Genomic DNA, 26,657 nt, shown 5'->3' with positions numbered 1-26,657 from the left:
CCACTGCAGGGGGTATCGCGTGAACCGCATCGTGCCCACAGCGCTGACCACCGTCGCGCTCCTCGTCCCCGCCTCCGTCCTCGCGCCCGCGGCCACCGCGGCCCCCGCCGAGGCAGGCACCGCGGTCACCGGCACCTGGAAGGGCAAGGTGTTCGGCGACAAGGGCGCCGCCGCCGGCTACTCCGCCCGCGTCCGCATCGTCAAGCGCAACGGCGAGCTGCGCGGCCGGGTCGCCTCGGGCGGCTGCATCGGCGTCTGGCGCTACCGGGGCCGCTCCCACGGCTGGTACCGGTTCGCCGAGGTCATCACCCGCAACACGACCGGCGACTGCGTGAAGCGGGTGGCGGTGAAGGTACGCCGTGACGACGCCAAGCTGCGGGTCGTGTGGCGCGAGCGCACCTCGGGCGACACCGCCCGGATGCTGGCGCTCAAGGCCTGACCGAGGTCGGAGGTCGCCAACCCCGCGCTGACCTGCGGATATTCGTTGGCGGGGGAGCCTCGGACGGGCGCACACTCCATCCGTGCTCAACCCCCACCCCACGCGCTACGCCGAGCTCAACGGCGTGCTGCACGACCTCGTCACCGGCGCCCAGGAGGCGCTCGGCGGGTCGTTCGTCGGCGCCTACCTGCAGGGGTCGTTCGCGCTGGGGGCGGGTGACCAGCACAGTGACTGCGACTTCCTCGTCGTGGTGCGCGAGCGGCCCGACGAGGAGCAGGAGGCGGCGCTGAGGCGCCTGCACGCCGAGCTGCCGCACCGTGGCGGCTTCTGGCACGGCCACCTCGAGGGCTCGTACGCCGTCGCCGGCGACCTCGCGACCGTGGCCGGGCTGGGCCGAGAGTGGCTCTACGTGGACCACGGCTCGGACGTCATGTCGTGGTCGGAGCACTGCAACCAGCCGTGGACGCGCTGGATCCTGCGCGAGCACGGCATCACGCTCGTCGGCCCCTGTCCGGTGCAGCTGATGGAGCCCGTCCCGGACGACGTGCTCCGCGACAGCGCCCGGGCGGGCCTCGCGACCCTCGTCGACGACGTGCTGGGGTGGTGCCCGCCGACCGTGGCGTGGTGCCAGCGCTACCTCGTCGTCCAGGCGAGCCGCAGCCTCTACACCATCCGCACCGGCGAGGTCGCCAGCAAGCGCGACGCGCTGCGATGGGTGATGGTGCACGGGGACCCGGGCTGGAGGCCGCTGCTGCAGCAGGTGCTCGCCGACCGCGACCTCGGCCTCGACCCGCAGGCGCCCCCGCGCCCGGGGTCGCTGGAGGCGGCCCGCGCCTACGCGGCGTACGTCGCCCGCGTGGCCTGACTGGCTACCCTTCGGCCATGGACCCCGACGCCGACCCCAGCACCGTCGAGCCCCACGAGGTCGACTTCGACCACGAGGAGCTGCGGGTCTTCTGGGACCTCGCCCGCTTCCACGCCAAGCTCAACGCGGCCCCGACCTACTTCGGGCCGACCACGCTGGAGTCGGTGCCGCCTCCCGCGTGGGCCTACGGCGACTCACGAGCGGAGTCCGACGCCTACGTCGAGACCGTGTTGGTCGACGAGCGCGGGAGCACGACCGCCGCCACGGCCGACTACGCCGGCGACCTGCCGCAGCCCGGCGTCCTGTCGATCCTCTGCGACGGCTCGGGACGCCCGCGCGCCCTCGTCGAGGTCAGCGATGTGACCGTCACCGGCGACGAGGTGACCGAGTCGTTCGAGGTCGTCTACCAGGCCTGAGGCGCGCCGCGGCGTGTGGGAGAGTCCTCGCATGGCTGAGCGGATGACCTACCTCCTCGTCGACGGGGAGAACATCGACGCCACCCTGGGCACCTCGATCCTGGGGCGGCGTCCGCGCCCGGAGGAGCGGCCGCGCTGGGACCGGTTGCTGGAGTGGGCCGAGCGCGCCTTCGACCAGGACGTCACCGGACTGTTCTTCCTCGCCGCCAGCACCGAGCTCCCGGTGAGCTTCGTCCAGGCCCTGCTCGCGATCGGCTTCAAGCCGATCCCGCTGAGCGGTGAGGGCAAGGTCGTCGACATCGCCATCCAGCGCACCGCCGAGGCGCTCGTCGACCGGCCCGCCGACGTGGTGCTGGTCAGCCACGACGGCGACTTCGTCGACCAGGTCTCGGCGCTCTGCGACGGCAGCCGCCAGGTCGGCGTCATCGGTTTCACCGAGTTCGTGAACTCGCAGTTCCGCAACCTGCCGGGGCTGCGCATCTTCGACCTCGAGTACGACCTCGGCGCGTTCAACACCTCCCTCCCGCGCGTCCGGGTCATCCCGATCGACCAGTTCGACCCGCTCGAGTTCCTCTGAGGTCGGCGGTGCCGTCCGTCCTGGTCCCTGCCGCGCGCTGGGAGCGGTGGGTCGCGAACTTCGCGACCGGCCACGGCCGGGCGGACCTCGCGGTCACCGGCGGCGCGCTGCGGGGCGAGGCGGCCGACGGCTCCCACTTCACCGCCCGGCTCCCGTTCGCGGGCACGTACGACGGCGCGCCCCGGGCCGCCGACTTCGCGGCGGCGACCGGCGCGCCGGGGGAGTGGGGGGTGCTGCTGGTGCGCAAGGGCGGCTTCGCCGTCGCGCGCCTGGGCGGGCCCACGATGGTCGAGCACAAGATCGGCCAGCGCCACGTGCAGGGGCGCACGAAGGCTGGGGGGCAGAGCCAGCAGCGCTTCGCGCGGCGCCGGGACAACCAGGCGCGGCAGGCCTACGAGGCGGCGGCCGACCACGCGGCGCGGATCCTGGGCGGCGTACGCCTCGTCGTCACCGGTGGCGACCACGCGGCGGTCGACGCCGTGCTGGCCGACCAGCGCCTGTCGGCCGTCTCCGTCGTGGGTCCCTGGCTGCCGGTGCCCGACCCGCGCCGGGCCGTCCTCGACCGGGCGATCGCGGACGCGCAGTCGATCGCGGTCGAGGTGACCAACACCTGACGACCCGCACCTCACGTCGTCGAGCGCCCGGACATCGTACGGTGGCCGTCGTGAGCAGCACCATCGAGGTCCGCGACCTCGTCAAGACCTTCAGCTCCGCACGTGCCCTCGACGGCCTCGACCTCGAGGTCGCGCCGGGGGAGGTGCACGGCTTCCTCGGGCCCAACGGGGCCGGCAAGTCCACCACGATCCGGATCCTGCTCGGGCTGCTGCGCAGCACCGACGGCACCGCCACGGTGTTCGGGCTGGACCCGTGGCGCGACTCGACGGACATCCACCGGCGCCTGGCGTACGTGCCCGGCGACGTCAGCGTCTGGCCAAACCTCTCGGGCGGGGAGACCATCGACCTGCTCCTGCGGATGCGTGACCTGGACCCACGCGCCACGGACCGGGACCGGCTGCTGGAGCGCTTCGAGCTCGACCCCACGAAGAAGGGGCGTGCCTACTCCAAGGGCAACCGGCAGAAGGTCGCCCTCGTGGCCGCGTTCGCCGCGCCCACCGACCTGCTGATCCTCGACGAGCCCACGTCCGGGCTGGACCCGCTGATGGAGCAGGTCTTCAACGAGTGCCTCGCCGAGCACAAGGCGGCGGGCACGACCGTGCTGCTCTCCAGCCACATCCTCAGCGAGGTCGAGCGCCTGGCCGACCGGGTGACGATCATCCGTCGCGGGCGGACGGTCGAGACGGGGTCGCTCGCCGAGCTCCGCCACCTCCGGCGCAACCGGGTGCGGGCGGAGGTCTCCGGGCCGGTGCCGGACCTCGCCGCGCTGGACGGGGTGCACGACGTCGTGGTCGACGGCCGCGTCGTCTCCGCGTCGGTCGACCCCGCCGGGCTGCCGCCGCTCCTGGGCGCCCTGCACCACGCAGGGGTGGTCTCGCTGACGAGCTCGCCGCCCACGCTGGAGGAGCTGTTCCTCGACGCCTACCGGAGCTCGCCGTGAGCGACCGGCTACGAGGCACCGGACTGCTGCTGCGGTTCGCGCTGCGCCGCGACCGCATCCTGCTGCCGACATGGATCGGGCTGCTCACCGCCACCGTGGTCGCCAGCGCAGCGGCCACAGGTCCGCTCTACGCCACGACCGCGGAGCGGGTCGCGGCGGCCGAGGCGCTCAACGCCAGCCCCGCCATCGTCGCGCTCTACGGGCCGATCCTCGACACCTCGAGCCTCGGCGAGCTGTCGATGACCAAGATGACGGTGCTCTACGCCGTGTTCGTCGCGTTCATGTCCGTGGTCGTCGTACGCCGCCACACGCGCGTCGAGGAGGAGACCGGGCGTGCCGAGCTGGTCGGCGCGACCGCGGTGGGGGTCGACGCCCCGCTCGCTGCCGCCGTCGCGGAGGCGGCGCTGGCGTCCGTCGTGCTGGGCGTGCTCGTGGCGGCGGGCAACATCGCCTCCGGGCTCCCCGTCACCGGCTCGGTGCTCTTCGCGGCGTCGTGGACCGGCATCGGCCTGGTGGGCGCGGGGATCACCGTCCTCGCCGCCCAGCTGTCGAGCAGCGCGCGGACGGTCGGCTTCGCGGCGTCCGGCACGATCGGGGTGCTCTACCTCCTGCGGGCGATCGGCGACACGTCGGCGGACTGGCTGTCGTGGCTGACACCGTTCGGCTGGGGCACCCGGCTCAGTGCCTGGTCCGAGCCGCGCACGTGGCTGCTGCTCGCCTACCCGCTCCTCGCGGGTGCGCTGGCCGCCGGCGGCGTGGCCCTGCGGCGCCGGCGCGACCTCGGTGCGGGCATCCTCCCGGACCGTGCCGGGCCGGCGGAGGGTGCCCCGCGGCTGCGCGACGCCCTCGCCCTGGTCTGGCGCCAGCAGGGCACGGCGCTGGTCGGGTGGACGGCCGGCATCGGCGTGATGGGCGTGCTGATGGGGTCGATCGTGCCCAACATCGGCGACCTGCTCGACACCGAGACCACCCGGCCGATCATCGAGGCGATGGGAGGGATCGGTGCGCTCCAGGACTCGCTGGTCTTCGCGCTGGCGTCGGTGATCGCCGTCGTCATCACGTGCTTCGGCATCTCCGCCGTGACGCGCGCCGCCGGCGACGAGCACGACGGCCGCACCGAGACCGTGCTCGCCACCGCCACCTCTCGTGCCGGCCTGCTGGTCGCGGTGTCGTCGGCGGCGATCCTCGGAAGCACCTGGCTCCTGCTGGTCTCCGGCACCGCGACCGCCATCGGCTGGGGGCGCGGGTTGGGTGCGGTCGGCGCCGCGCTGGCCCAGGCACCCGCGGTGTGGGTCGTCCTCGGCGTCGCGCTGCTGCTGCTGTCGGTCCGTAGCCGCTGGGCCGTGGCCGGTTGGGCGGTGCTCGCCGCGTTCGTCACGCTCGGCCAGGTGGGCGCCGGGCTCGAGCTCCCGGGCTGGGTGCTCGGCGTCTCGCCGTTCCACCACGTGCCGAAGTACCCGTCCGAGGCCTTCGACTGGCGTCCCGAGCTGGTCCTGACCGTGCTGGCGGCAGCGCTCGTGTCGCTCGCCTGGTGGCGCTACCGCGCCCGCGACATCGGCTAGCGTCACGACCATGTGGCAGCCGGAGCCGGGATGGCAGCGTCTCCCGGGTGCAGGTCCGGCCACGGTCGGCGTCTGGTCGGCCACCCACCTCGGCGTCGACGTGGTCGTCAAGCGACTGCGCCGTCCCGAGCCGCAGGACGCACCCGGCGTCCTCGTCCCGGGCGACGTCAACTACTGGCGACGGGCCGCCGACGTCGCCCTCAGCGGCGTGGTGTCCGACGCGCCGGGCCTCCGGGAGGCACCCGTGGTGCGCGTCGACGAGGACGACGAGGGGATCACCCTGGTCCACGAGCGGGTCGAGACCACCGATCCGCCGGGCCTGTGGCTGGCCGCCTGCCTCGGCCGCTTCGCCGCCGTCGACCTGGGTGACCACCCGTGGCTGGCGCGCGACCAGCTGCGCACGCGGCTCCGCCTCGTGGAGCGCCGCGGCGGCTGGCGCACCCTCGCCCGCACGCCGGTGGCCGACATCGCCGACCACCTGTGGTCGCGCCGCGAGGCGTGGCTGGACCGCTGCGACGCGCTCCCGCGGGTCGCCCAGCACGGCGACCCGTCGGCGGCCAACATCCCGGGGCGGCACGGGGACGGCGCCGTCGCGATCGACTGGGCCCACCTCGGCCGGGGACCGGTCGGTGCCGACCTCGGCTACCTGTCGCTGGCGACCCGCGAGGACGTCGAGCCCCTCGTCGAGGCGTACGTCGCCGCGCTGCCGGCCGGCCTGGCGGTGCACGAGGACGTCGTCACCGGGGCGCGCGTGATGGCCGTCTACACCGCCCTGACCCGGCTCGACTGGGCGCTCGCCCGGGTCGCGGAGGGCGAGGGCGCCCTGGCCGGCAAGTTCCGCCACCCCAGCGTGGCGCCGTACATCCGCTCCATGCAGCGCCAGGTCGGCCAGATCGAGGCGCTGCTCAGCGACCGCTGACCGGCCGGGTCACGGCGACCCGGTCAGAGCCACCGGTCAGAGCCACTCGGTCAGAGCCACTCGATCAGAGGGACGAGGCGGAGAAGGTGTCGCACGCCTCGAGGGTGCCCTCCTGGTAGCCACGGGTGAACCAGGCCATCCGCTGCTCGGAGGAGCCGTGGGTCCAGCCCTCGGGGTCGACGCCCTGCCCGGACTTCTGCTGGATGCGGTCGTCGCCGACCGCCTTCGCGGAGTCCAGCGCCTCCCTGATGTCGCCCTCGTCGAGATCGGTCAGGATGCCGTCGCCGTCGCTGGCGTCGCGGGTCCACATCCCGGCGTAGCAGTCGGCCTGCAGCTCGAGCCGCACGGCGTCGGAGTCGGGGCCCTGCTGGGTGCGGACCCGGCCCATGGTGCCCATCAGGTTCTGGATGTGGTGGCCGTACTCGTGGCCGAGGACGTAGGGCTCGACGAAGTCGCCGCCCTGGCCGCCGAGCTGTCCCTCCAGGACGTCGGCGAAGAAGGTGGTGTCGAGGTAGATCTGCTGGTCGGGCGGGCAGTAGAAGGGCCCCACCTGCGAGGACGCCTGGCCGCACCCGGTCTCGACGGCGCCGGCGAACGTCTTGATGTTCGCGGGGGTGAACTCCGTGCCGCCCTGCTCCGGCAGCGTCGTCGCCCAGTACTGCTCGAGCGAGAGCGCCACGGCCTTGCGGGCGCAGTCGGCGTCGGAGTTCGCGTCGGCGCCGGTCTTGCAGTTCGCGTAGCGCTCGTCGTCGGGGTCGATGCCCTCCGGCTCGCCCTGGCCCTGCCCCTGGCCCTGCGTGCTGGAGCCGCCACCGCCGCCGGGCTGGCCGCCGCCCATGCACTGGGTCAGCACCACGAAGAGGATGATGATGATGAGGCCGCCGATGCCGCCGCCGGCCCGGGTCCCACCGGGCAGCGGGATGCGCATCGGGCCGCCACCGCCGCCACCGCCGCGGCCGGCGTCGCTGACCCGGCCCCCGCTGATGTCGGCCTTCGGGTTGAAGCGCATGGGTGTTGCCTTTCCGCAGGTCATGACGGTCGATCCGACGTCTGCGCACAGTAGCGCGTGCGTCGCCGATGGGACTCTGGCCTCCACCCCTTCGTAGGATGTCGTCCGAGATGATCACCGCCCAGAAGCTCGAGGTCAGAGCCGGCGCGCGGCTCCTCATGGAGGACGTCACCTTCCGCATCGCCGCAGGCGACAAGGTCGGCCTCGTGGGGCGCAACGGTGCCGGCAAGACGACCCTCACCCGCATCCTCGCCGGCGAGGGCCAGCCCGCCTCGGGACAGGTCCTGCGCAGCGGCGACGTCGGCTACCTGCCGCAGGACCCCCGGGTCGGCGACCCGGCGGTGATCGCCCGCGACCGGATCCTGTCCGCGCGCGGCCTCGACGAGGTCGTACGCCGCCTGCGCGAGGCCGAGGTCGACATGGCCAGCGAGGACCCGAGGGTCCACGAGCGCGGCATGAAGCGGTGGACCCGCGCCGATGCCGAGCTCCACGCGGGTGGCGGCTACGCGGCCGAGTCCGAGGCCGCCCAGATGGCCGCGGCGCTCGGCATCGAGGAGCGCCTGCTCGCCCAGCCGATCGGCACGCTGTCGGGTGGCCAGCGCCGACGCGTCGAGCTCGCCCGGATCCTGTTCTCCGGCGCCGAGATCATGCTGCTCGACGAGCCGACCAACCACCTCGACGCCGACTCCGTCGTCTGGCTGCGCGACTTCCTCAAGGCCCACCGTGGCGGCTTCGTGGTCATCAGCCACGACAACGCGCTGCTCGAGGCGACCGTCAACAAGGTCTTCCACCTCGACGCCAACCGTGCCGTCATCGACGTCTACAACATGGGCTGGCACAACTACCTGACCCAGCGCGAGGACGACGAGAAGCGTCGCCGGCGCGAGCGCCAGAACGCCGAGAACAAGGCCAAGGTGCTCACCGACCAGGCCAACAAGATGCGGGCGAAGGCGACGAAGGCGCAGGCCGCACAGTCGATGCTCAAGCGGGCCGAGAAGATGATGGCCGGCATCGAGACCGAGCGCCAGGCCGACAAGGTGGCGCGGATCGCCTTCCCGGACCCCGCCCCCTGTGGCAAGACGCCGCTGATGGGCACGGACCTGTCGAAGTCCTACGGCTCGCTGGAGGTCTTCACCGCCGTCGACCTGGCCATCGACCGGGGGAGCCGCGTGGTCATCCTCGGCCTCAACGGCGCCGGCAAGACCACGATGCTGCGGATCCTGGCGGGCGTGGACCAGCCCGACACCGGCGAGGTCGTGCCCGGCTACGGGCTCAAGATGGGCTACTACGCCCAGGAGCACGAGACGCTCGACGTCAACCGGACCGTGCTGGAGAACATGCACAGCGCCGCGCCCGAGCTCACCGACACGCAGGCGCGCTCGGTGCTGGGGTCCTTCCTCTTCTCCGGCGACGACGCGCACAAGCCGGCCGGCGTGCTGTCCGGCGGCGAGAAGACCCGGCTGGCGCTCGCCATCCTCGTGGTCTCCAGCGCCAACGTTCTGCTCCTCGACGAGCCCACCAACAACCTCGACCCGGCCTCCCGCGAGGAGGTGCTCCACGCGATCCGCAGCTACACCGGCGCGATCATTCTCGTCACCCACGACGAGGGTGCCGTCCGCGCGCTCGACCCGGACCGGGTCCTGCTGCTGCCCGACGGCGACGAGGACCTGTGGAGCGAGGACTACGCCGACCTGGTGTCGCTCGCCTGAGGGTTACTCGCGAGTAGTAACCTCGGGGCATGACTCCCGAAGAGCTCGCCACGGTCGGCCTCCGGCTCGACGTGGACGGCGCCGTCGCCACGATCACGCTCGACCGGCCCGAGGTGCGCAACGCGCAGACCCCGGCGATGTGGCTGGCGCTGGCCGAGGTCGGTGCCGCGTTGCCCGGCGACGTACGCGTCGTGGTGGTCACGGGGGAGGGCGACACCTTCTCGGCCGGTCTCGACCGCGCGATGCTCGACCCGGCCAACGCGGGGGAGGGCACGGTGCTCGGGCTGCTCGCGATGGACGACGAGGAGGCCTCGGCCAGGATCGAGGAGTTCCAGCGCGGCTTCACCTGGCTGCGCGACCCCCGCTTCGTCTCCGTCGCGAAGGTGCGCGGGTACGCCGTCGGCGCCGGCTTCCAGCTCGCCCTGTCGTGCGACCTGCGGGTCGCCGCCGACGACGCGAAGTTCTGCATGAAGGAGTCGGCCCTGGGCCTGGTGCCCGACCTCACGGGAACAAAGCCGCTGGTCGAGCACGTTGGATACGCCAGGGCCCTGGAGATCTGCGCCACCGCACGGGTGGTGGAGGCCGCCGAGGCCCAGGCCATCGGGCTGACCACCCACGTCGTCCCGGAGGCCGACCTCGACCGCGCCGTCGCCGACCTCGCAGCCGCCCTGGCCGCGCCGATGCCCGACGTGGTCACCGAGACCAAGATGCTGCTCCAGGGCGCCGCAGACCGCGGCCTCGACGAGCAGCGCCGCCTCGAGCGCGAGGCCCAGGTGCGGAGGTTCCGCGCCGTGGCCGCAGCGCTGGGAGGCTGACCGAAGGGAACCCCCGATGTCGATGATGGGAGCCGGTGGACCACCCTGGCGGCACCTGCGCCAGGACCGCAGCGTGGTCGAGAACCGGATCGAGCGGGAGACCGTCCGCCGCGTCATCGGCTTCGCCAGGCCGCACCGGCGGCTGATCGTCGCATTCCTCCTGGTCACGGTCGTCGACGCGACCCTCGTCGTGCTGCCGCCGCTGCTGCTCGGCCTGATCATCGACAAGGGCGTCAGCGAGGGCAACGTGTCCGTCGTGATCGGGCTGGCAGCGCTCGTCGCCGTCGTCGCGGTCGTGGACTCCTGCTTCGGCCTCGTCACCGGCTGGCTCTCCAGCCGCATCGGTGAGGGCCTGATCTACGACCTGCGCACCCAGGTGTTCGCCCACGTGCAACGCCAGTCCCTGGCGTTCTTCACCCGCACGCAGACCGGCGCGCTGGTGAGCCGGCTCAACAACGACGTCATCGGCGCCCAGCGGGCCTTCACCTCGACCCTCCAGGGCACCGTCTCCAACATCATCTCCGCCGTGGTCGTCGGCGTGACGATGATGTTCCTCAGCTGGCAGGTGACCCTGCTGTGCCTCGCGCTCTTCCCCCTGCTCCTGATCGCCTCGCGGGCGGTCGGCAACCGGCTCGCCGGCCTCTCGCGCGAGCAGATGGACGGCAACGCCGACCTCGGCAACGCCATGACCGAGCGCTTCAACGTCGGCGGCGCGATGCTCCTCAAGCTCTTCGGCCGGCGCGAGGAGGAGGACGTCGTCTACGCCGAGAAGGCCGCCGTGGTGCGCGACCTCGGCGTCCGGATCGCCCTGCTGACCCGGGTCTTCTTCGCCGCGATGACGCTGGTGCCCCAGCTCGCGGTCGCGCTGGTCTACGGCATCGGCGGCTGGCTCGCCATCCGGGGCGACCTGTCCATCGGCACGATCGTCGCCCTCGGTGTGCTGCTCCTCCGGCTCCTCGGGCCGCTGCAGGGGCTCTCCAACGTCCGCATCGACGTCATGACCGCGCTGGTCAGCTTCGACCGGGTCTTCGAGGTGCTCGACCTGCCCTCGCTCATCCAGGAGAAGCCCGACGCCGTCGCGCTGGCGCCGACGGCGTCCCGGCTCGAGTTCGACCACGTCGCCTTCACCTACCCGCGTGCCGACGAGATCTCGCTCGCCTCGCTCGAGACGGTCGCGCGCGCCGAGTCGCGCGACACCGGCCAGGTGCTCCACGAGGTGACGTTCACCGCCGCGCCCGGGCAGATGGTCGCCCTCGTCGGCCCCTCGGGTGCCGGCAAGACCACCGTCACCCACCTCGTCGCCCGGCTCTACGACGTCGAGTCCGGCGCGGTGCGCGTCGGCGGGCACGACGTCCGCGACGTCACCCTCCAGTCGCTGGAGGACGTGGTCGGCTACGTCACCCAGGACGCGCACATGTTCCACGACACCATCCGCGCCAACCTCCTCTACGCCCGCCCCGCCGCGTCCGAGGCCGAGGTCTGGGCCGCGCTCGAGGCCGCGCAGATCGCCTCGCTGGTCCGGTCGCTGCCCGACGGCCTCGACACGGTCGTGGGGGACCGCGGCTACCGGCTCAGCGGGGGAGAGCGGCAGCGGCTCGCGATCGCCCGCCTGCTCCTCAAGGCGCCCGCGATCGTGGTCCTCGACGAGGCGACCGCCCACCTCGACAGCGAGTCCGAGGCCGCGGTGCAGCGTGCGCTCGACGCCGCGCTGGAGGGACGTACGTCGCTCGTGATCGCGCACCGGCTCTCCACCGTCCGCAACGCCGACCTCATCCTGGTCCTCGACGACGGACGCGTCGTGCAGCAGGGCACCCACGCCGAGCTGCTCGCCGCCGGCGGGCTCTACGCCACCCTCCATGCGACCCAGTTCCGCGCGGAGCGGTCGGAGGTCGTCCCCGGCTGACGCAGCGGCTGCGTCATACGGAACGGGACGTATGGGTGCGGGTGCGGATGACGCAGTGGGCGACCCGGGGAGGAGCGCGGCACTAGGGTCGGGCGATGGACCTGCAGCTGACCGACCGAGTCTTCATCGTCACCGGCGGGGCCCGCGGGCTCGGCCGGGCGAGCGCCGACGTGCTGGTCGCCGAGGGAGCGCGCGTGGTGCTGTCCGGCCGCTCCCAGGAGTCGCTCGACGAGGCCACCGCAGCGCTCGACGCGGTCGCGGGACGCCGGGCGGCGGTCGGGGTCGTGGCCGACAACGCCGACCGGGAGACCCCGGAGCGGTTGCTCGCGGCCGCCGACGAGGCGTTCGGCCGCGTCGACGGGGCGCTCATCAGCGTGGGTGGGCCGCCGAAGGGGCCGGTCACGGAGATCTCCGACGACCAGTGGAGCGCGGCCTTCGAGTCGGTCTTCCTCGGCGCCGTACGTCTGGCTCGCGAGCTCGGCACGGCACTGCCCGAGGGTGGTTCGCTCGGCCTCGTGCTGTCCTCCAGCGTGCGTGCGCCGCTGCCGGAGATGGCGATCTCCAACGGCCTGCGACCCGGACTGGCGATGGTCGCCAAGACGCTGGCCGACGAGCTCGGCCCGCGGGGCGTCCGGGTCAACGGCCTCCTGCCGGGGCGGATCGCCACCGAGCGGGTTGCGGAGCTGGATGCCTCGACGGGCGACCCGGACGCCGCCCGGCGTGCCGCGGAGGCGTCCATCCCGCTGGGTCGCTACGGGAAGCCGCAGGAGTTCGGCACGGTCGCCGCGTTCGTCCTGTCGCCGGCGGCGTCATTCCTGACGGGCGTGATGCTCCCGGTCGACGGCGGGCTCCTGCGCGCGCTCTGAGTCCTCGTCCGACTCACCCCCGGAGTCCAGCCGCTCACGCCACGTACGACGTCGCGCCCGAGCCGGCACCGGCGTGCCGTTGCGCGTCCCGGAGGCGGGTGCCTCCCTGCTGCCCCACGGGCCGCGGCCGCCGCGCCACTCGTCGTAGATGAGGTAGAAGAAGCCGAAGATGGCCATGGCGCCGAAGAACCACCACTGGAGGCCGTAGAAGAAGTGCGGCCCGTCACCGAGCTCGGGGAGCTCGACGGGCTCCAGCGGCGTCGCCGGCTCCGGCGACTCCGAGCGCAGGTCGACCCAGCCGCCGAGCACCTCGCGGTCGAGCGCCTCGCCGATGCGTGCGCTGTCGACGGCGCGGGTGGACTGGTCGGCGACCTCGGTGCTGTCGCCCTCGGCGTCACGGCGTACCCAGCCGGTGACGTCGACCTCCCCGTCGGGGGGTGCGGGCACGTCGGCGGTCGACGCGCCGCGGTTGTCCGTGGCGAACCAGCCGCGGTCGACGAGCAGGCTCGTGCCGTCGTCGAGCTCGAGGGGCACGACGACGTCGACGCCGGCCGCGCCCTCGCGGGTGCGGTAGCGGACGATCACGGTGTCCTCGACGGCGTAGGTCCCCGTCGCCTCGACGATGCGCCACTCGTCCTCCGCGGCGACCGGCCGGCCGGGGGCGAGGACCTCGGCGACCGGGTCGGCGCCGGCCTTCTCGTTGCGCTCGATGATCGCGTTGCGCTCGTGCCGGTCGGCGAGCCGGTGGAACTGCCACTCGCCGAGCCGCCACGCGACCCACGCCAGGAAGACGACCACGAGCGCGAAGGCGATCCAGCGGCGCGAGACCAGGAACCGCAGCTTGTGCACCCGGCGAGGTTATCCGTCCGGTCCTGAGCGTTCTGCGGCCGGTGCGGCGCGCGCGGGTAGGGTTGTGACCGTGACGACACCCCTGGCAGACCGCTTCGGCCGCGTGGCCACGGACCTGCGGGTCTCGCTGACCGACCGGTGCAACCTGCGCTGCAACTACTGCATGCCCGCGGAGGGCCTCGACTGGCTGCCGACGGAGCAGACGCTGACCGACGACGAGGTCGTCCGGCTCATCACGATCGGGGTGGAGCGGCTCGGCATCCGTGAGGTGCGGTTCACCGGTGGTGAGCCCCTGCTGCGCCGGGGCCTCGTCGACATCGTCGCGCGCACGCACGCGCTCGGGGTCGAGACGTCACTGACCACCAACGCCCTCGGGCTCTCCCGCACGGCACAGGCCCTGGCCGACGCCGGGCTCGACCGGATCAACGCCAGCATCGACTCGGTGCGACCGGACACCTTCGCGACCATCACGCGCCGTGACCGCCTCAAGGACGTCGTGGCCGGCCTGGAGGCGGCCAAGGCCGCCGGGCTCGGGCCGATCAAGCTCAACGCCGTCCTGCTGCGCGGCACCAACGACGACCAGGCGGCCGAGCTGCTGCGCTGGAGCGTCGCGCACGGCTACGAGCTGCGCTTCATCGAGCAGATGCCGCTCGACGCGCAGCACGACTGGAGCCGCGCCGCGATGGTCACCGCCGACGAGATCCACGAGGCGCTCGCCGCCGAGTTCACCCTGACCCCCCACGGCGCCCCGCGCGGCAGTGCACCGGCCGAGCTCTTCGACGTCGACGGTGGGCCGGCCACCGTCGGGATCATCGCCTCTGTCACCCGGCCCTTCTGCGGCGACTGCGACCGCGTGCGGCTCACCGCCGACGGCCAGGTGCGCAACTGCCTCTTCGCGCGCGAGGAGTCCGACCTCCGCACGTCGCTGCGCTCCGGGGCCGGCGACGAGGAGATCGCCGAGCGCTGGGTCATCGCCATGCTGGGCAAGCGCGCCGGCCACGGCATCGACGACGAGACCTTCCTCCAGCCCGACCGCCCGATGTCCGCGATCGGCGGGTGAGCGTTCGCCCGCCCCTTCCCGCCTGAGGGTGGCGGCGTACGACATCAGCCCGGCCCCATCGGATGTCGTCTCCCGCCAGGGTGGCCACTCGCCGCCCGACGGGGCGACCCGCCCGCCCCTTCCCGCCTGAGGGTGGCGGCGTACGACATCAGCCCGGCCCCCTCGGATGTCGTTTCCCGCCAGGGTGGCGACCCGCCGCCCGACGGAGCGCTCGCCCGCCCCTTCCCGCCTGAGGGTGGCGGCGTACGACATCAGCCCGGCCCCATCGGATGTCGTTTCCCGCCAGGGTGGCCACTCGCCGCCCGACGGGGCGACCCGCCCGCCACACCCGGGCGTACGTCAGCCCGCGGGCGTGTGGGGGACGACGTCCTTCAGGAACCCTCGGGCACCGAGGAAGTCGGACAGCGAGGCCCGGTGCTCGTCGCAGGCCAGCCACGACTTGCGGCGCTCGGGGGTGTGGATCCTCGGGTTGTTCCACTGGAGGTCCCACACGGCGTCGGCCTGGCAGCCCTTGGCCGAGCAGATGTCACGGTCGAGGTCCATCGGCGTCCTTCCGGCGGGGGACTGGCGGCCGCGCGCGGGCGGCGTACACATGAGAAGTGCCGGACAGCCACGGGGGGAAGCTGTCCGGCACCTCGACGCTGACGCAGACGGGGGATGCTGCGTTCGCGAGAAGGATCATTCCATGGGATTGGGTGAAAACCAAACTTTCGACACGCCCGCGTCGCGTCGTCTTTCCTCAGTCTTCATCCTTGCGTTCCGTCAGTTCGTGGGCGCCGGCCTGCGGCGGCAGGCTGAATCCGTCGTGCCGCTGGTCGTTCGCGTTCGCCATGACCACCGCGAAGAGGGGCAGGAAGACCGCCGCGCCGACGAGGACCCACCGCAGCACGCCGGGACCGACCGCGACGGCGGCCACGAAGCACACCAGTCGGACGGTCATCGAGATGGCGTAGCGGCGCTGACGCGACCTCATGTCGTCGGCGGCACTGCTGCGAGCCGTGGTGATGCGCACGGCATCGGACTTGGCCATGCTCGAAGTCTACGTCGCTAGGCTCGCAGAACCACGGGCCGGTGACGGTCCACCCAGCCGTCGACCAGGAGGAACCATGACCAACCGCACGTACCGCGTCACGGAGATCGTCGGCACCTCGCCCGACGGCATCGACCAGGCCATCCGCAACGGCATCGAGCGCGCCGGCCAGACCCTGCGCCACATCGACTGGTTCGAGGTCACCCAGGTCCGCGGCCAGGCCAAGGACGGGGCCGTCGAGCACTTCCAGGTCGGGATGAAGGTGGGCTTCCGCCTCGAGGACGAGTGACCGGATTGACCGATACCCCTCGGTAATCACTAGCGTCGGGAGCGTGAGCGAGATTTCCGGATCCAGCACCCCGACCGAGCCGCGATCGGTCCTCGTGACCGGCGGCAACCGCGGCATCGGCCGCGCGATCGCCGAGGCCTTCATCGCCCAGGGCGACAAGGTCGCCGTCACCACCCGCAACGGCGGCGCGCCCGAGGGTGCGCTCGACGTGCGCTGCGACATCACCGACGCCGACCAGGTCGAGGCAGCCTTCAAGCAGGTCGAGGAGGTGCACGGCCCGGTGGAGGTCCTCGTCGCCAACGCCGGCATCACCAAGGACACCCTGCTGCTCCGGATGAGCGAGGACGACTGGTCCTCGGTCATCGACACCAACCTCACCGGCACCTTCCGGCTGGCCAAGCGGGCCGCCAAGGGCATGCTCCGGCTGCGCCGCGGCCGGATCATCCTCATCTCCTCGGTCGTCGGGCTCCTCGGCTCCGCCGGCCAGGTCAACTACGCCGCGTCGAAGTCCGGCCTCGTCGGCCTGGCCCGATCGCTCGCGCGCGAGCTCGGCAGCCGGTCGATCACCACCAACGTCGTGGCGCCCGGCTTCGTCGAGACCGACATGACCGACGTCCTCACCGACGAGCAGAAGAGCGCCATCAAGACCCAGGTCCCGCTGGGCCGCTACGCCTCGACGGCCGAGGTGGCCTCGGCGGTCACCTGGCTCGCCTCCGACGGCGCGTCCTACGTCACCGGCGCCGTGATCCCGGTCGACGGCGGCCTCGGCATGGGCCACTGACCCCCCTCCGCGAGACACGACCACTGACGAAAGGCCCAACGACATGGGAATCCTCGACGGCAAGCGCATCCTCGTCGCCGGCGTGACGATGGACAGCTCCATCGGCTTCGCCACCGCCAAGGTCGCCCAGGAGCAGGGCGCCACGGTGCTGATCTCCAACTTCGGCCGTGCCCTCGGCATCACCCGGCGCATCGCGAAGCGACTCCCGCAGGAGCCGCCGGTGCTCGAGCTCGACGTGACCGACGAGGACCACCTCGCGGGGCTCGCCGACCAGGTCCGCGAGCACGTCGACGGCCTGGACGGCGTCGTCCACTCGATCGCGTACGGCAACCCGGAGACGCTGCTCGGCGGGAAGTTCATGGACGGTCCGTGGGACGACGTGGCGCAGGCCGTGCAGGTGTCGGCGTACTCCCTGAAGTCGCTGGCCGTCGCCACCAGGCCGCTGCTCTCGCGGGGCTCGTCGATCGTCGGGCTCACCTTCGACGCCACCACCGCGTGGCCGGCGTACGACTGGATGGGCGTCGCGAAGGCCGCGCTGGAGAACACCTCCCGCTACGTCGCCCGCGACCTCGGTCCCGAGGGGATCCGCTGCAACCTCGTCTCCGCCGGCCCGCTCAAGACCCTGGCGGCGAAGGCGATCCCGGGCTTCGAGGACCTCGAGTCGTCGTGGAAGGACCGCGCACCGCTCGGCTGGGACGAGACCGACCACACCCCGACGGCGCAGGCCGTGTGCGCGCTGCTCAGCGACTTCTTCCCGGCGACCACGGGCGAGATCGTGCACGTCGACGGCGGCTTCCACGCGATGGGCCTGTGACGTTCGGTAGTTTCCCCGCGTGACCTCTCTCGTCGAGCTGCGCGTCCTCGAAGGCCCGAACCTCTACTTCCCGCGCGCCGCGGTGAAGCTGACGCTCGACGTCTCGACGATCACCGAGGCCGGCGAGGAGGCGGTGCTGCGGTTCGCCCGACGCATCGGCCTGCGCACGACGAGGCCCGGCGCGCCCGGCTCGGGCTTCCGGCAGCGGTTCGCCCTGCGCGCCGTCGAGCGGCTGGTCCGGGCCATCGCCGGTGAGGCCGGCACGCGCCGCCTCGCGGTCCGTGTCCGCCCCACCAGCGACCCCGACATCGTGGTCGTCGCCTTCCCGTGGCGCAACCGGGGCCGGGCGCGGGCGCTCGGTGAGGCGGTCGCCCACGCGCTCGACGCCCTGCCGACGCCCGACGTCGAGGAGGCCGTCAGCGCCGCGGCGGCCGAGGTCGCGGCCGCGCCCCGCGGCGACCGGCCCGGCACCATCACGCCGACCATCCCGGTGGTGGCGGTGACCGGCACCAACGGCAAGACCACGACCAGCCGGATGATCGCCCACATCGCGCGCACCAGCGGGCTGGTCGTCGGCTGGTCCAACACCGACGGCATCTACCGCGACGGCGTGCTCGTCGAGGCGGGCGACTACTCCGGGCCCTCCGGCGCCGGCCGTGCGCTCGGGCTCGACGGCGTCCAGCTCGCCGTGACCGAGACCGCGCGCGGCGGCATCCTCCTCAAGGGCATCGGCATCACCCGCAACGACGTGTCGGTGGTGACCAACGTGACCGCCGACCACCTCGGCCTCCAGGGCATCGACACGGTCGACCAGCTCGCCGAGGTGAAGTCCGTCGTGCCGCGGATCACCCGCAAGGACGGCTGGTCGGTGCTCAACGGCGACGACCCGCGGGTGCTGGCGATGCGCAGCGTGATCTCGGCGAGGCCGTGGATCTTCAGCCGCGACCCCGACTCGCCGGCGGTGCGCGAGGTGCTCACCGACGGTGGCCGCGCCACGACCGTGATCGACGGGTGGATCACCGTGCTGGCTCCCGGTGCCGACCCCGACCCGCTGGTCGAGCTCGTCGACGTCCCGATGACGCTGGCGGGGCTGTCGCGCTTCAACATCGAGAACGCCCTCGCCGCCGCGTCCGCCGCCCTCGCGGTCGGCCTCGCCCGCGACGCCGTGGTCGCCGGCCTCACGTCGTTCCGCCCCGACGCGGAGCACAACCCGGGCCGGATGAACTTCTTCTCGCTTCCGGCCGGCGACGGGGAGTGCATCTCGGTCGTCATGGACCTCGCGCACAACGAGGCCGGCCTCGAGGCGCTGCTGGAGATCATGTCGGGCGTACGACGTCCGGGCGCTCGCCTGCTGCTCGGCCTCGGTGCCGTCGGCGACCGCACCGACGAGCTGATCGACGCGCTCGGCGAGATCGGCGCGAAGGGCAGCGACGTCGTGGCGATCGGCCACAAGGAGTGGTACCTCCGCGGTCGCACGATGGACGAGATCGACGCCCTGCTGCGGGCCGGCGCCGCCCGCGTCGGCGTCACCGACATCGACACCTACACCACCGAGGTCGCCTGCCTCGCCGCGCTGGTGGAGCGTGCCGAGCCCGGTGACGTCGTCGGCCTGATGTGCCACGCCGAGCGGCAGGAGGCCTACGACTGGATCGCCGCGCACGGCGGCACGCCCGACAGCCCCGAGGTGCTCTCGCAGAAGGTGCGGGCGGCGCAGGGATGAGGGCGTCGTGAGCGCGGGCTGGGCGCAGGTGTACGACGCCCTGGCCCCGACCTACGACGAGATGACCTCCGGCAACGGCTGGTCGGCCAACCGCCGAGCCCGCGACCTGCTCGACCCGCTCGGCCTGGCGCCCGCGCGGGTGCTCGACCTCGGCGCCGGGACCGGGCAGACGGCGGTGGTGCTCCACGAGCTGTTCCCCGCAGCCGCCCTGACGCTCGTCGACCCGTCCTCCGCGATGCTGGCGCGGGCCCGTGGCAAGGTGCCGGTCGCAGAGGTCGTGTCCGCGGACGCCGCGTCGTTCCTGCGCGGCGACGACCGCGAGTGGGACCTCGTCGCGGCGATCGGCTTCCTCGAGCTGGTGCCCGACCTCTTCGAGCTGCTCCGGCTGGCGGCGGGGCGCCTCGGACCCGGCGGCCACCTCGTGGTGAGCCACGAGCCGCTCCTGGACGACGGCTCCGTGCAGGCGTCGCCGGTCAGCGTGGTGGGCGGTGAGCACCGCGTGCGCCGCCACCGGCGTGAGGAGGTCGAGCGTCGCGCGGCTTCGTACGGCCTCCGGCGCATCGCGTCGCACGAGGGGTTCGCGTTCGAGCGCAGCGACGACGGCCCGGCGGTCTACGAGCTCGTCGTCTGGCGCGCGGACGACACGTGAGCTCAGGTGTCGCCCGGGTCCACCTGCTCGCCGGGCGCACCGATGTCGAGGTCGCCCTCGACGATCAGCGCCGAGAGCCCGGTCGGCGACCGCGTCTCGTGCGTCTCGCCGGGCTCCCAGACAGCGGCCTGGCCGGCGCCGAGCCGATGCACGACGCCCTCCGCGCCCGCCACCTCGGCCTCACCCGCGAGCACCACCAGGAGCTGGCGGCCGACGGCCGGGTGCCGTCCGATGACGCCGCCGGGTGCGAGCGCGACCGACACGAGGTGGGTGTCGGCGCCCAGGCCGAAGGCCCCGACGGAGAAGCCGCGGCTCCCGTGCGCCTCGATGGGTCGGTGGGGGAGGCCCGTCAGGTCGAGGATCCTCACGCGCCGCCCGCCGCCTGGTCGGCCGGGGGCGTGTAGTCCGGGTCGGCGGAGGGCGCGTCGGGGTTCGTGGTCGAGCCTGCCTGGGCGACGTCGGACCAGTTCTCCAGCTCCGCCATCACCTCGGCGTGCTTGTCGACGCACACCACCACGAGGTCGCCGCGGTTGGCGCGGCTCATCGCGTGGCGCACGGCCTCGATCTCCTCGAGCACGAGCTCGGCCTGCTTGCAGCGGGCGCCCTCGTCCATCGCGGCTCGTACGCCGTCGAGGACGAGCTGGGCGGTCGCCCCGCGCTCGCGACCGCGCAGCGCCACGTCCTCGCGCACGATGCAGACGTCGAAGTGCTGCGCCGCGATCTGCCCGAGCTCGCGCATGTCCTGGTCGCGCCGGTCGCCGGCCGTGGCGATGATGCCGATCCGCGAGGGCCGGGCCAGGTCGTGGGACGACTCGAGCGACTCGCCGACCCGGTCCACGAAGTCGCCGAGCATCTTCATGCCGGGCGCGTTGTGGCAGTAGTCGACGATCACGTTGACGCCGTTGACCTCGACCTCGTTGAGCCGGCCGGGGGAGAGGTAGTAGTTGGTCGAGAACGTGCGCAGGCCCTGTCGGATGTCGTGCAGCGGGGCTCCGGCGGCGAAGGCGGCGGCCGCGGCGGCCAGGGCGTTCTGCACGTTCATCCGTGCCCGGCCGCTGAAGGTCGACGGCAGCAGGTGGGTCCACGCCAGCTGCATCTCGCGACGGCCGTGGAGGACGACCATCATCTCGCCGCGGTCGCTGGGGTTGAGGACGATCGCCTTGCCGCCCCGGCGGCAGTGCGCGTCGATCATGTCGCGCACCTCGCTGCCGGGCTCGTCCATCGAGAACCACACGACCTGGCCCGAGCACTTGCGGCGCATCTCGCGCACCAGCGGGTCGTCGGCGTTCAGCACGGCGTGGCCGTCACGCGGCACCGCCTCGACGATCACCGCCTTGACGTCGGCGAGCTGCTCGACGGTGTCGATGCCGCGCAGGCCGAGGTGGTCGGGCTGCACGTTGAGCACGACGGCGACGTCGTTGCGCTCGTAGCCGAGGCCCTCGCGCAGGATGCCGCCGCGGGCGACCTCGAAGACCGCGAAGTCCACGCGCGGGTTCTGCAGCACCATCCGCGCCGACCGGGGGCCGGACGCGTCTGCGCGGATGAGCAGCCGCTCGTCGATGACGACGCCGTCGGTCGACGTCATGCCGACCTTGCGCCCCATCCCCTTGAAGATGTGGCTGATCATCCGGCTCGTGGTCGTCTTGCCGTTGGTGCCCGTCACCGCGACGATCGGGATCCGCGACGTCGCCCCGGGCGGGAACAGCATGTCCACCACCGGCTTGGCGATGAACTGCGGCTCGCCGATCGTCGGGTGCGTGTGCATCCGGAAGCCGGGCGCGGCGTTGACCTCGCAGATGGCACCGCCCGCCTCTCGGACGGGCTCGGTGATGTCGGGGCAGATGAAGTCGATGCCGGCGATGTCGAGGCCGACCATGCGCGCGGCCTCCTCGGCGATCTCGACGTTCTCGGGGTGCGCCTCGAAGGTGCGGTCGATGGAGATGCCGCCGGTGGACATGTTGCCGGTGAGGGCGAGCTTGACCATCTCGCCCTCGGCCGGCACGGAGTCGAGCGTGTGCCCCTGGTCGGCGAGCACCTCGACGGCCGCCTCGTCGACCTTGATGCGGGTGAGCACCTTCTCGTGCCCGACGCCGCGCCGCGGGTCGGCGTTGGTCAGGTCGACGAGCTCCTGCACCGTCGACGTGCCGTCACCGGTGACCGACGCCGGCACGCGCTCGGCGATCGCGACCATCCGGCCGTCGATGATCAGGCAGCGGTAGTCCTTGCCGGTGATGAACGACTCGACGATGACGTTGCCGCGGCGTGACTGGTCGTGCGCGATCGGGAAGGCAGCACGTACGTCGGCCTCGTCCTGCAGGTCGAGGCACACCCCGCGCCCGTGGTTGCCGTCGAGCGGCTTGAGCACGACGGGGTAGCCGATGCGCCGGGCGGCGGCGACCGCGGCGTCCTCGCTGCGGACCGACTCCTGCTTGGGCACGGGCAGGCCGGCCGCGCCGAGGAGCTTGGTGGTGAGGTCCTTGTCGGAGGCGATGTCGACGGCGATCGACGAGGTCTCCGACGTCATCGTGGCCCGGATCCGCTTGGCGTGGACGCCCTGGCCGAGCTGGACGAGGGAGTACTGGTTGAGCCGGATCCACGGGATGTCCCGCGAGACGGCCTCGTCGACGATGGCCTGGGTGGACGGGCCGAACGCCGTGCGCTCGGCGCGGCGGATGAAGTCGTCGCGCTCGGTCTCCCAGTCGAAGTCGGGGTCGCCCTCGACGAGGTGGTTGACCAGGCGGACCGCGAGGCGGCCGGCGGTGAGGCCGACGTTCTCCTCGATGTAGCCGTAGATGATGTTGTAGCGCCCGGGCTGGCCCTTGACCTGCCGGGTCTTGCCGCGCCGGATGTCGTGGCCGACGAGCTGCTGCAGCGCGAGGGCGACGTGCTCGGCGACGTGGCCCAGCCAGGTGCCCTCGTTGAGCCGCTCGAGGAAGCCGCCGCGGCGCCCGCGCGAGCAGGAGTGCTCCCGCAGGCCGGGGAGCATCGCGACCAGGTCGTCGGTGAACCCGGGGATCGTGTTGGTGGGGAACTGCTCGAGCGAGCCCAGGTCGACCACGAGGTGGATCGACTTGTCGTAGGACCAGACGTTGGGCCCTCGGTAGACGCGGGTCTCGACGATCTCCAGGTCCGGCGTGGGTCGCTCGCTCATGCATCTTCTCCCTGGTCGGGGGCGGGGGTCTGCGGGGTGCGGCGCAGCTTGAGGCGCCGGCGGATCGCTGCGGGGGTCGCGTCCGCGGCAGCGATGTCGCGGGCGAGCTGGCGCAGGTCGCGGCTGGCCTCGGCGAGCTCGTCGGCGTCCTCGGGCTGGATGGACGGCTCCTGCGGCACCAGCCCGCGCGTGGTGAGGTTGAAGACGGTGCCCGCGGGGAGCGTGTGGAAGACGACGCCGCTCGCCAGCAGCGGCGACGACCGGGTCGCCTCGTAGGCGTTGGACACCATGCGCGACCCGTCGAAGATCGTCACCGCGCCCTTGCCGAGCACGCGCATGACGAGCTCGCCGTCCACGTCCTCGACGAGGCCGCAGGTGTCCTCGTCGACGCCGATGCCGAGCAGCTGGGGACTCTGCGCCACGATCATCAGCAGCCGGCCGTAGCGGTTGCGCTGGTCGAAGTGCTGGTCGATCACGGCCGTGTCGACCAGGCCGAGCCCGCCCGCCACCTGCGTCATCCGCTGCTTGGGGGTCGCCCCGCCGACCCCGAAGGCGACCATGTGGGAGGACTGGATGCTGGCCCCCGCCGAGGTGCCGGCGACCACCGCGCCGCGCTCGTGGGCGCGGACGATCGCGTCGCCGACGGGTGTGCCGCAGACGATGGACGACAGCTTGAGCTGGTTGCCGCCGGTCATGAAGATCCCGGTGGCCTCGTCGAGCGTCTTCACGAGTCCCGGGTCGTGGGCCTGGTCGCGCGACTCCGGACGTACGGCGTCCACGCCGGCCGCGCCGAACTTCGTGAAGAGCGCGTCGTAGACGTCCACCACCTCGCGTCCGAGCGAGGAGGCCGTCGGGATCACGGCGATGCGGGCCTCCCGTCCGCCGCTCAGGGCGACGAAGTGCTTGAGGATGGTGGGCTTGCGCACCTTGTCCTCGGCGCCCCCGATGATCATGAGTGGTCCCCTGGGCATGACAGGCAGGCTAGCGGCTGGAAGGGTGAGGGAATGCAGGAGTCAGTGTGGGAGACGTCGAGCGCGGTCACGCGCCGACTGGTGGTCATGCGCCACGCCAAGGCGGAGCACAGCGCCAGCACCGACCACGTCCGGGCTCTGGCCGAGCGCGGACTGGGCGACGCGGAGGCGGCCGGACGGTGGATGCGCGACCACGGCGTCGAGCCCGACGCCGCCCTGGTCTCCGACGCGCTCCGCACCCGGCAGACGTGGCAGCAGGTGGCCGCCGGGGCCGGGTGGGACGAGGGCATCGTCCTCCTCTCCGAGGCCCTCTACGCCGCCGGAACCGACTCCGCCTTCGACCTGCTTCGCGAGGTCGCCGACGACGTGCGGACCCTGGTCGTCATCGGCCACAACCCCACGATGGGGTCGCTGGCCGAGCTCGTCGACGACGGCGAGGGCGAGACCGAGGCCACGACCGCGATGCTGACGCGGGGGTTCCCGACCTCGGCCGTCGCGGTCTTCACCGTCGAGGGCGACTGGGCCGACCTCGGTCCGGGCACCGCCCGCCTCGACGCCTTCCACGTCGGGTCTGCGTGAGCGATCCGCACGTCGTGGCGCGGCTGCGCGCCGCCGGCTGCGTGTGGGCCGAGGACGAGGCGGTGCTGCTCGAGGGGGCCGCGACGTCGACCGACGAGCTCGCGCGGCTGGTCGCGCGCCGCGTCGCCGGTGAGCCGCTGGAGACGGTGCTCGGCTGGGCGGAGTTCCTCGGCCGGCGGCTGGCCGTCGTCCCCGGGGTGTTCGTGCCCCGGCGTCGTACCGAGCTGCTGGCGAGGACCACCGCCGAGCGCGCCCGTGCCGTGCCGGCGGGGCCTCGACGGCCCGTCGTGGTGGAGCTGTGCTGCGGCGTCGCCCCGGTCGCCGCGAGCCTGGAGGGCGCCGGCGCCGAGGTGCACGGCTGCGACGTCAGCGACACGGCGCTCGGGTGCGCCCGGTCCAACGCCCCGTCCGCGGCGCTCCACCTCGGGGACCTGTACGACGCCCTGCCGGCCGACCTCCTCGGCCGCGTCGACGTGCTCGCCGCCAACGCGCCCTACGTCCCCACCGACCGGGTGGCCGCGATGCCGCCGGAGGCCCGCGACCACGAGCCGCTGGTCGCGCTCGACGGCGGCGTGGACGGGGTCGACCTGCACCGCCGGATCGCCGCCGACGCCCCCCGGTGGCTGGCCCCCGGGGGAGTGCTGCTCGTCGAGACCAGCCCCGCGCAGGCGGCACTCACGACCGGCGCGATGGCGGCGGCCGGGCTGGTGACCGGCGTCGAGACCGACGACGAGGTCGGCGGGTGCGTCGCCATCGGCGTACGCCCCGGCGGTGTCAGCCGATGAGCGGGGGCGCGGGCGTCGTGATGCCCACGGCCGCGTCGGCCTCCTCGATCTGCTCGCGCGAGATGCCGAGCAGGTAGAGGATCGCGTCGAGGTAGGGCACGTTGACGGCCGTGTCGGCGGCGTCGCGCACCATTGGCTTGGCGTTGTAGGCGATGCCGAGCCCGGCGGCGTTGAGCATGTCGAGGTCGTTGGCACCGTCGCCGATGGCGATCACGGCGTCGAGGGGTACGCCGACCTCGCCGGCGAACTCGCGCAGCGCGGCCGCCTTGCCCGCCCGGTCGACGACGTCGCCGACGATGCGCCCGGTGAGGCGGCCGTCGACGACCTCGAGCTCGTTGGCGCGCGCGAAGTGGATGCCGAGGTCCGCCGCGAGCCGGTCGGTGATCTGCGTGAAGCCGCCCGACACGATCGCGAAGCGGTAGCCGAGGCGGCGCAGCGTGCGCACCATCGTGCGGGCGCCGGGCGCGAGGACGATCGAGTCGTAGACCTCGTCGAGCGCGGACTCCGGGACCCCCTCGAGCAGGGCGACCCTCTCGCGCAGGGACGCCTCGAAGTCGAGCTCTCCGCGCATCGCCGCCTCGGTGACCCGGGCGACCTCGCCCTCCTGGCCGGCGTGGGCGGCGAGCATCTCGATGACCTCGCCCTGGACCAGGGTCGAGTCGACGTCCATGACGATGAGCCGGATGCCGCGGCGGTGCAGGGAGTCGCGCTGGACGGCGAGGTCGATGCCCTGCCGGACCGCCTCCACCGAGAGGAGCGGACGGAGGGTGTCGGCCGGCGCGCCGGAGACGTGCAGCTCGATGGCGGTGACGGGGTAGCGCGCCATCCGCTCGATCTTGTCGATGTTGGCGCCCGAGTCGGCGATGCGGCCCGCGATCGCGGCCATCGCCGACGCCTTCAGCGGGTTGCCGATGATGGTGATGTGCGAGCGCTCGCCGCGGCGGCTGCGGTTGTCGCCCGCGCCGCGCTCCACCTCGACGGCCATGTCGAGGTCGGCAGCGGTGCGCTCGATGACGTCGCGCAGCTTCTTCCAGTCCCGGGGAGCGGTGACCAGGATGCCGAGCACCAGCCGTCGTCGCAGCACGATCTGCTCGATGTCGACGACCTCGACGCCGGCGCCCGCGAGCGCGGCGAAGATCGCTGAGGTGACGCCAGGCCGGTCCTTGCCCGTGAGGGTGACCAGGAGAGTCTTCGGCTCGTCTTCCATGGTGTGAGGAAGGCTAGACCCGGTGACCGGGCGGGCGCCGCCGGGTCCGCACCTCGGGCGGTGCCTCGACGGGGTGCTGGCGGGCGGCGCCCCCGTCCCCTACCTTGTGCTGCTAGGCGGTTCCGGGCGTCGGCGCC

The 26,657-nt window shown here is 72.9% G+C and carries 28 protein-coding genes; 20 read left to right on the top strand and 8 right to left on the bottom strand.

Going from position 1 to position 26,657, the window contains the following annotated elements; translation table 11 throughout:
* Positions 1-19: 19 nt before the first annotated feature.
* The 8 genes from NYO98_RS20410 (at position 20) to NYO98_RS20375 (ending at position 6,333) form a co-directional block, all read left to right on the top strand.
* Entirely contained in the window at positions 20-439 is a 420-nt protein-coding gene (locus NYO98_RS20410) for a hypothetical protein (protein WP_268113700.1), read from the top strand.
* An 82-nt stretch (positions 440-521) separates the two neighbouring features.
* Complete coding sequence (locus tag NYO98_RS20405) at positions 522-1,304, top strand: aminoglycoside adenylyltransferase domain-containing protein (RefSeq protein ID WP_268113699.1); 783 nt, start codon at positions 522-524, stop codon at positions 1,302-1,304.
* Between the two features lie 17 nt (positions 1,305-1,321).
* Positions 1,322-1,720 (top strand): ASCH domain-containing protein, encoded by a 399-nt coding sequence (locus NYO98_RS20400; protein ID WP_268113698.1) that lies wholly within the window; start codon positions 1,322-1,324, stop codon positions 1,718-1,720.
* Positions 1,721-1,751: 31 nt separating this feature from the next.
* Complete coding sequence (locus NYO98_RS20395) at positions 1,752-2,297, top strand: NYN domain-containing protein (RefSeq protein ID WP_268113697.1); 546 nt, start codon at positions 1,752-1,754, stop codon at positions 2,295-2,297.
* 8 nt (positions 2,298-2,305) lie between these two features.
* A complete protein-coding gene (locus NYO98_RS20390) occupies positions 2,306-2,911 on the top strand; it encodes an acVLRF1 family peptidyl-tRNA hydrolase (RefSeq protein WP_268113696.1) in 606 nt (201 codons plus the stop codon).
* Positions 2,912-2,961: 50 nt separating this feature from the next.
* Positions 2,962-3,852 (top strand): ABC transporter ATP-binding protein, encoded by an 891-nt coding sequence (locus tag NYO98_RS20385; protein ID WP_268113695.1) that lies wholly within the window; start codon positions 2,962-2,964, stop codon positions 3,850-3,852.
* Entirely contained in the window at positions 3,849-5,414 is a 1,566-nt protein-coding gene (locus tag NYO98_RS20380) for an ABC transporter permease (protein ID WP_268113694.1), read from the top strand. The genes NYO98_RS20385 and NYO98_RS20380 overlap by 4 nt, the downstream gene beginning before the upstream one ends.
* A gap of 10 nt (positions 5,415-5,424) precedes the next feature.
* On the top strand, positions 5,425-6,333 hold the full coding sequence (locus NYO98_RS20375; protein ID WP_268113693.1) for an aminoglycoside phosphotransferase family protein: 909 nt from the start codon (positions 5,425-5,427) through the stop codon (positions 6,331-6,333).
* Positions 6,334-6,397: 64 nt separating this feature from the next.
* On the opposite strand, the gene ypfJ is transcribed toward NYO98_RS20375, so the two are convergent.
* Positions 6,398-7,342, bottom strand: coding sequence for a KPN_02809 family neutral zinc metallopeptidase (gene ypfJ, locus NYO98_RS20370; RefSeq protein WP_268113691.1), 945 nt, complete (start codon positions 7,340-7,342; stop codon positions 6,398-6,400).
* A gap of 110 nt (positions 7,343-7,452) precedes the next feature.
* Between ypfJ and abc-f the strand changes: the two genes are divergently transcribed.
* From abc-f to NYO98_RS20350, 4 genes are all read left to right on the top strand, one after another.
* Entirely contained in the window at positions 7,453-9,051 is a 1,599-nt protein-coding gene (gene abc-f, locus NYO98_RS20365) for a ribosomal protection-like ABC-F family protein (RefSeq protein ID WP_268113690.1), read from the top strand.
* A gap of 29 nt (positions 9,052-9,080) precedes the next feature.
* Entirely contained in the window at positions 9,081-9,866 is a 786-nt protein-coding gene (locus NYO98_RS20360) for an enoyl-CoA hydratase/isomerase family protein (RefSeq protein WP_268113689.1), read from the top strand.
* 16 nt (positions 9,867-9,882) lie between these two features.
* Positions 9,883-11,769, top strand: coding sequence for an ABC transporter ATP-binding protein (locus tag NYO98_RS20355; RefSeq protein ID WP_268113688.1), 1,887 nt, complete (start codon positions 9,883-9,885; stop codon positions 11,767-11,769).
* A gap of 95 nt (positions 11,770-11,864) precedes the next feature.
* A complete protein-coding gene (locus tag NYO98_RS20350) occupies positions 11,865-12,635 on the top strand; it encodes an SDR family oxidoreductase (RefSeq protein WP_268113687.1) in 771 nt (256 codons plus the stop codon).
* On the opposite strand, the gene NYO98_RS20345 is transcribed toward NYO98_RS20350, so the two are convergent.
* Positions 12,579-13,484, bottom strand: coding sequence for an SURF1 family cytochrome oxidase biogenesis protein (locus NYO98_RS20345; RefSeq protein ID WP_268113686.1), 906 nt, complete (start codon positions 13,482-13,484; stop codon positions 12,579-12,581). The genes NYO98_RS20350 and NYO98_RS20345 overlap by 57 nt on opposite strands.
* A 70-nt stretch (positions 13,485-13,554) precedes the next feature.
* Here NYO98_RS20345 and moaA point away from each other — a divergent pair, with 70 nt between their 5' ends.
* Positions 13,555-14,544 (top strand): GTP 3',8-cyclase MoaA, encoded by a 990-nt coding sequence (gene moaA, locus NYO98_RS20340; protein WP_268113685.1) that lies wholly within the window; start codon positions 13,555-13,557, stop codon positions 14,542-14,544.
* Positions 14,545-14,883: 339 nt separating this feature from the next.
* On the opposite strand, the gene NYO98_RS20335 is transcribed toward moaA, so the two are convergent.
* Complete coding sequence (locus NYO98_RS20335) at positions 14,884-15,087, bottom strand: acetone carboxylase (protein WP_268113684.1); 204 nt, start codon at positions 15,085-15,087, stop codon at positions 14,884-14,886.
* Between the two features lie 196 nt (positions 15,088-15,283).
* Complete coding sequence (locus NYO98_RS20330) at positions 15,284-15,574, bottom strand: DUF3099 domain-containing protein (RefSeq protein ID WP_268113683.1); 291 nt, start codon at positions 15,572-15,574, stop codon at positions 15,284-15,286.
* A 76-nt stretch (positions 15,575-15,650) separates the two neighbouring features.
* Here NYO98_RS20330 and NYO98_RS20325 point away from each other — a divergent pair, with 76 nt between their 5' ends.
* The 5 genes from NYO98_RS20325 to NYO98_RS20305 are packed head-to-tail and all read left to right on the top strand — an operon-like array spanning position 15,651 to position 19,827.
* A complete protein-coding gene (locus NYO98_RS20325; RefSeq protein ID WP_129473603.1) occupies positions 15,651-15,863 on the top strand; it encodes a dodecin in 213 nt (70 codons plus the stop codon).
* A gap of 52 nt (positions 15,864-15,915) precedes the next feature.
* A complete protein-coding gene (gene fabG / locus NYO98_RS20320) occupies positions 15,916-16,644 on the top strand; it encodes a 3-oxoacyl-[acyl-carrier-protein] reductase (RefSeq protein ID WP_268113722.1) in 729 nt (242 codons plus the stop codon).
* Positions 16,645-16,687: 43 nt separating this feature from the next.
* Entirely contained in the window at positions 16,688-17,458 is a 771-nt protein-coding gene (fabI, locus tag NYO98_RS20315) for an enoyl-ACP reductase FabI (protein WP_268113682.1), read from the top strand.
* 19 nt (positions 17,459-17,477) lie between these two features.
* Positions 17,478-19,178 carry a Mur ligase family protein gene (locus NYO98_RS20310; protein ID WP_268113681.1) on the top strand — a complete coding sequence of 567 codons (1,701 nt, stop codon included), beginning with the start codon at positions 17,478-17,480 and terminating at the stop codon, positions 19,176-19,178.
* A gap of 7 nt (positions 19,179-19,185) precedes the next feature.
* Positions 19,186-19,827, top strand: coding sequence for a class I SAM-dependent methyltransferase (locus NYO98_RS20305; protein WP_268113680.1), 642 nt, complete (start codon positions 19,186-19,188; stop codon positions 19,825-19,827).
* Between the two features lie 2 nt (positions 19,828-19,829).
* Here the strand turns inward: NYO98_RS20305 and NYO98_RS20300 are convergent, their stop codons facing one another.
* Genes NYO98_RS20300 through NYO98_RS20290 form a run of 3 tightly spaced genes read right to left on the bottom strand, consistent with a single transcriptional unit; the run spans position 19,830 to position 23,949 of the window.
* Entirely contained in the window at positions 19,830-20,195 is a 366-nt protein-coding gene (locus NYO98_RS20300) for a cupin domain-containing protein (RefSeq protein ID WP_268113679.1), read from the bottom strand.
* A complete protein-coding gene (cphA, locus tag NYO98_RS20295; RefSeq protein ID WP_268113678.1) occupies positions 20,192-22,978 on the bottom strand; it encodes a cyanophycin synthetase in 2,787 nt (928 codons plus the stop codon). The genes NYO98_RS20300 and cphA overlap by 4 nt, the downstream gene beginning before the upstream one ends.
* Positions 22,975-23,949 carry a cyanophycinase gene (locus NYO98_RS20290; RefSeq protein WP_268113677.1) on the bottom strand — a complete coding sequence of 325 codons (975 nt, stop codon included), beginning with the start codon at positions 23,947-23,949 and terminating at the stop codon, positions 22,975-22,977. The genes cphA and NYO98_RS20290 overlap by 4 nt, the downstream gene beginning before the upstream one ends.
* A 33-nt stretch (positions 23,950-23,982) precedes the next feature.
* On the opposite strand from NYO98_RS20290, the gene NYO98_RS20285 reads away from it, so the two are divergent.
* Positions 23,983-24,528, top strand: a complete 546-nt coding sequence (locus NYO98_RS20285) for a SixA phosphatase family protein (protein ID WP_268113676.1) — start codon at positions 23,983-23,985, stop codon at positions 24,526-24,528.
* Complete coding sequence (locus NYO98_RS20280; RefSeq protein WP_268113674.1) at positions 24,525-25,313, top strand: putative protein N(5)-glutamine methyltransferase; 789 nt, start codon at positions 24,525-24,527, stop codon at positions 25,311-25,313. Before NYO98_RS20285 ends, NYO98_RS20280 begins: the two co-directional genes overlap by 4 nt.
* On the opposite strand, the gene serB is transcribed toward NYO98_RS20280, so the two are convergent.
* Positions 25,303-26,520, bottom strand: a complete 1,218-nt coding sequence (serB, locus tag NYO98_RS20275) for a phosphoserine phosphatase SerB (protein WP_268113673.1) — start codon at positions 26,518-26,520, stop codon at positions 25,303-25,305. The genes NYO98_RS20280 and serB overlap by 11 nt on opposite strands.
* Positions 26,521-26,657 lie beyond the last annotated feature (137 nt).

This window comes from Nocardioides pini, from assembly GCF_026712185.1.
Taxonomy (GTDB): Bacteria; Actinomycetota; Actinomycetes; order Propionibacteriales; family Nocardioidaceae; genus Nocardioides; species Nocardioides pini.
The sequence above is the reverse complement of the archived record's forward strand: the minus strand, read 5'-3'. Positions and strand labels throughout refer to the sequence as shown.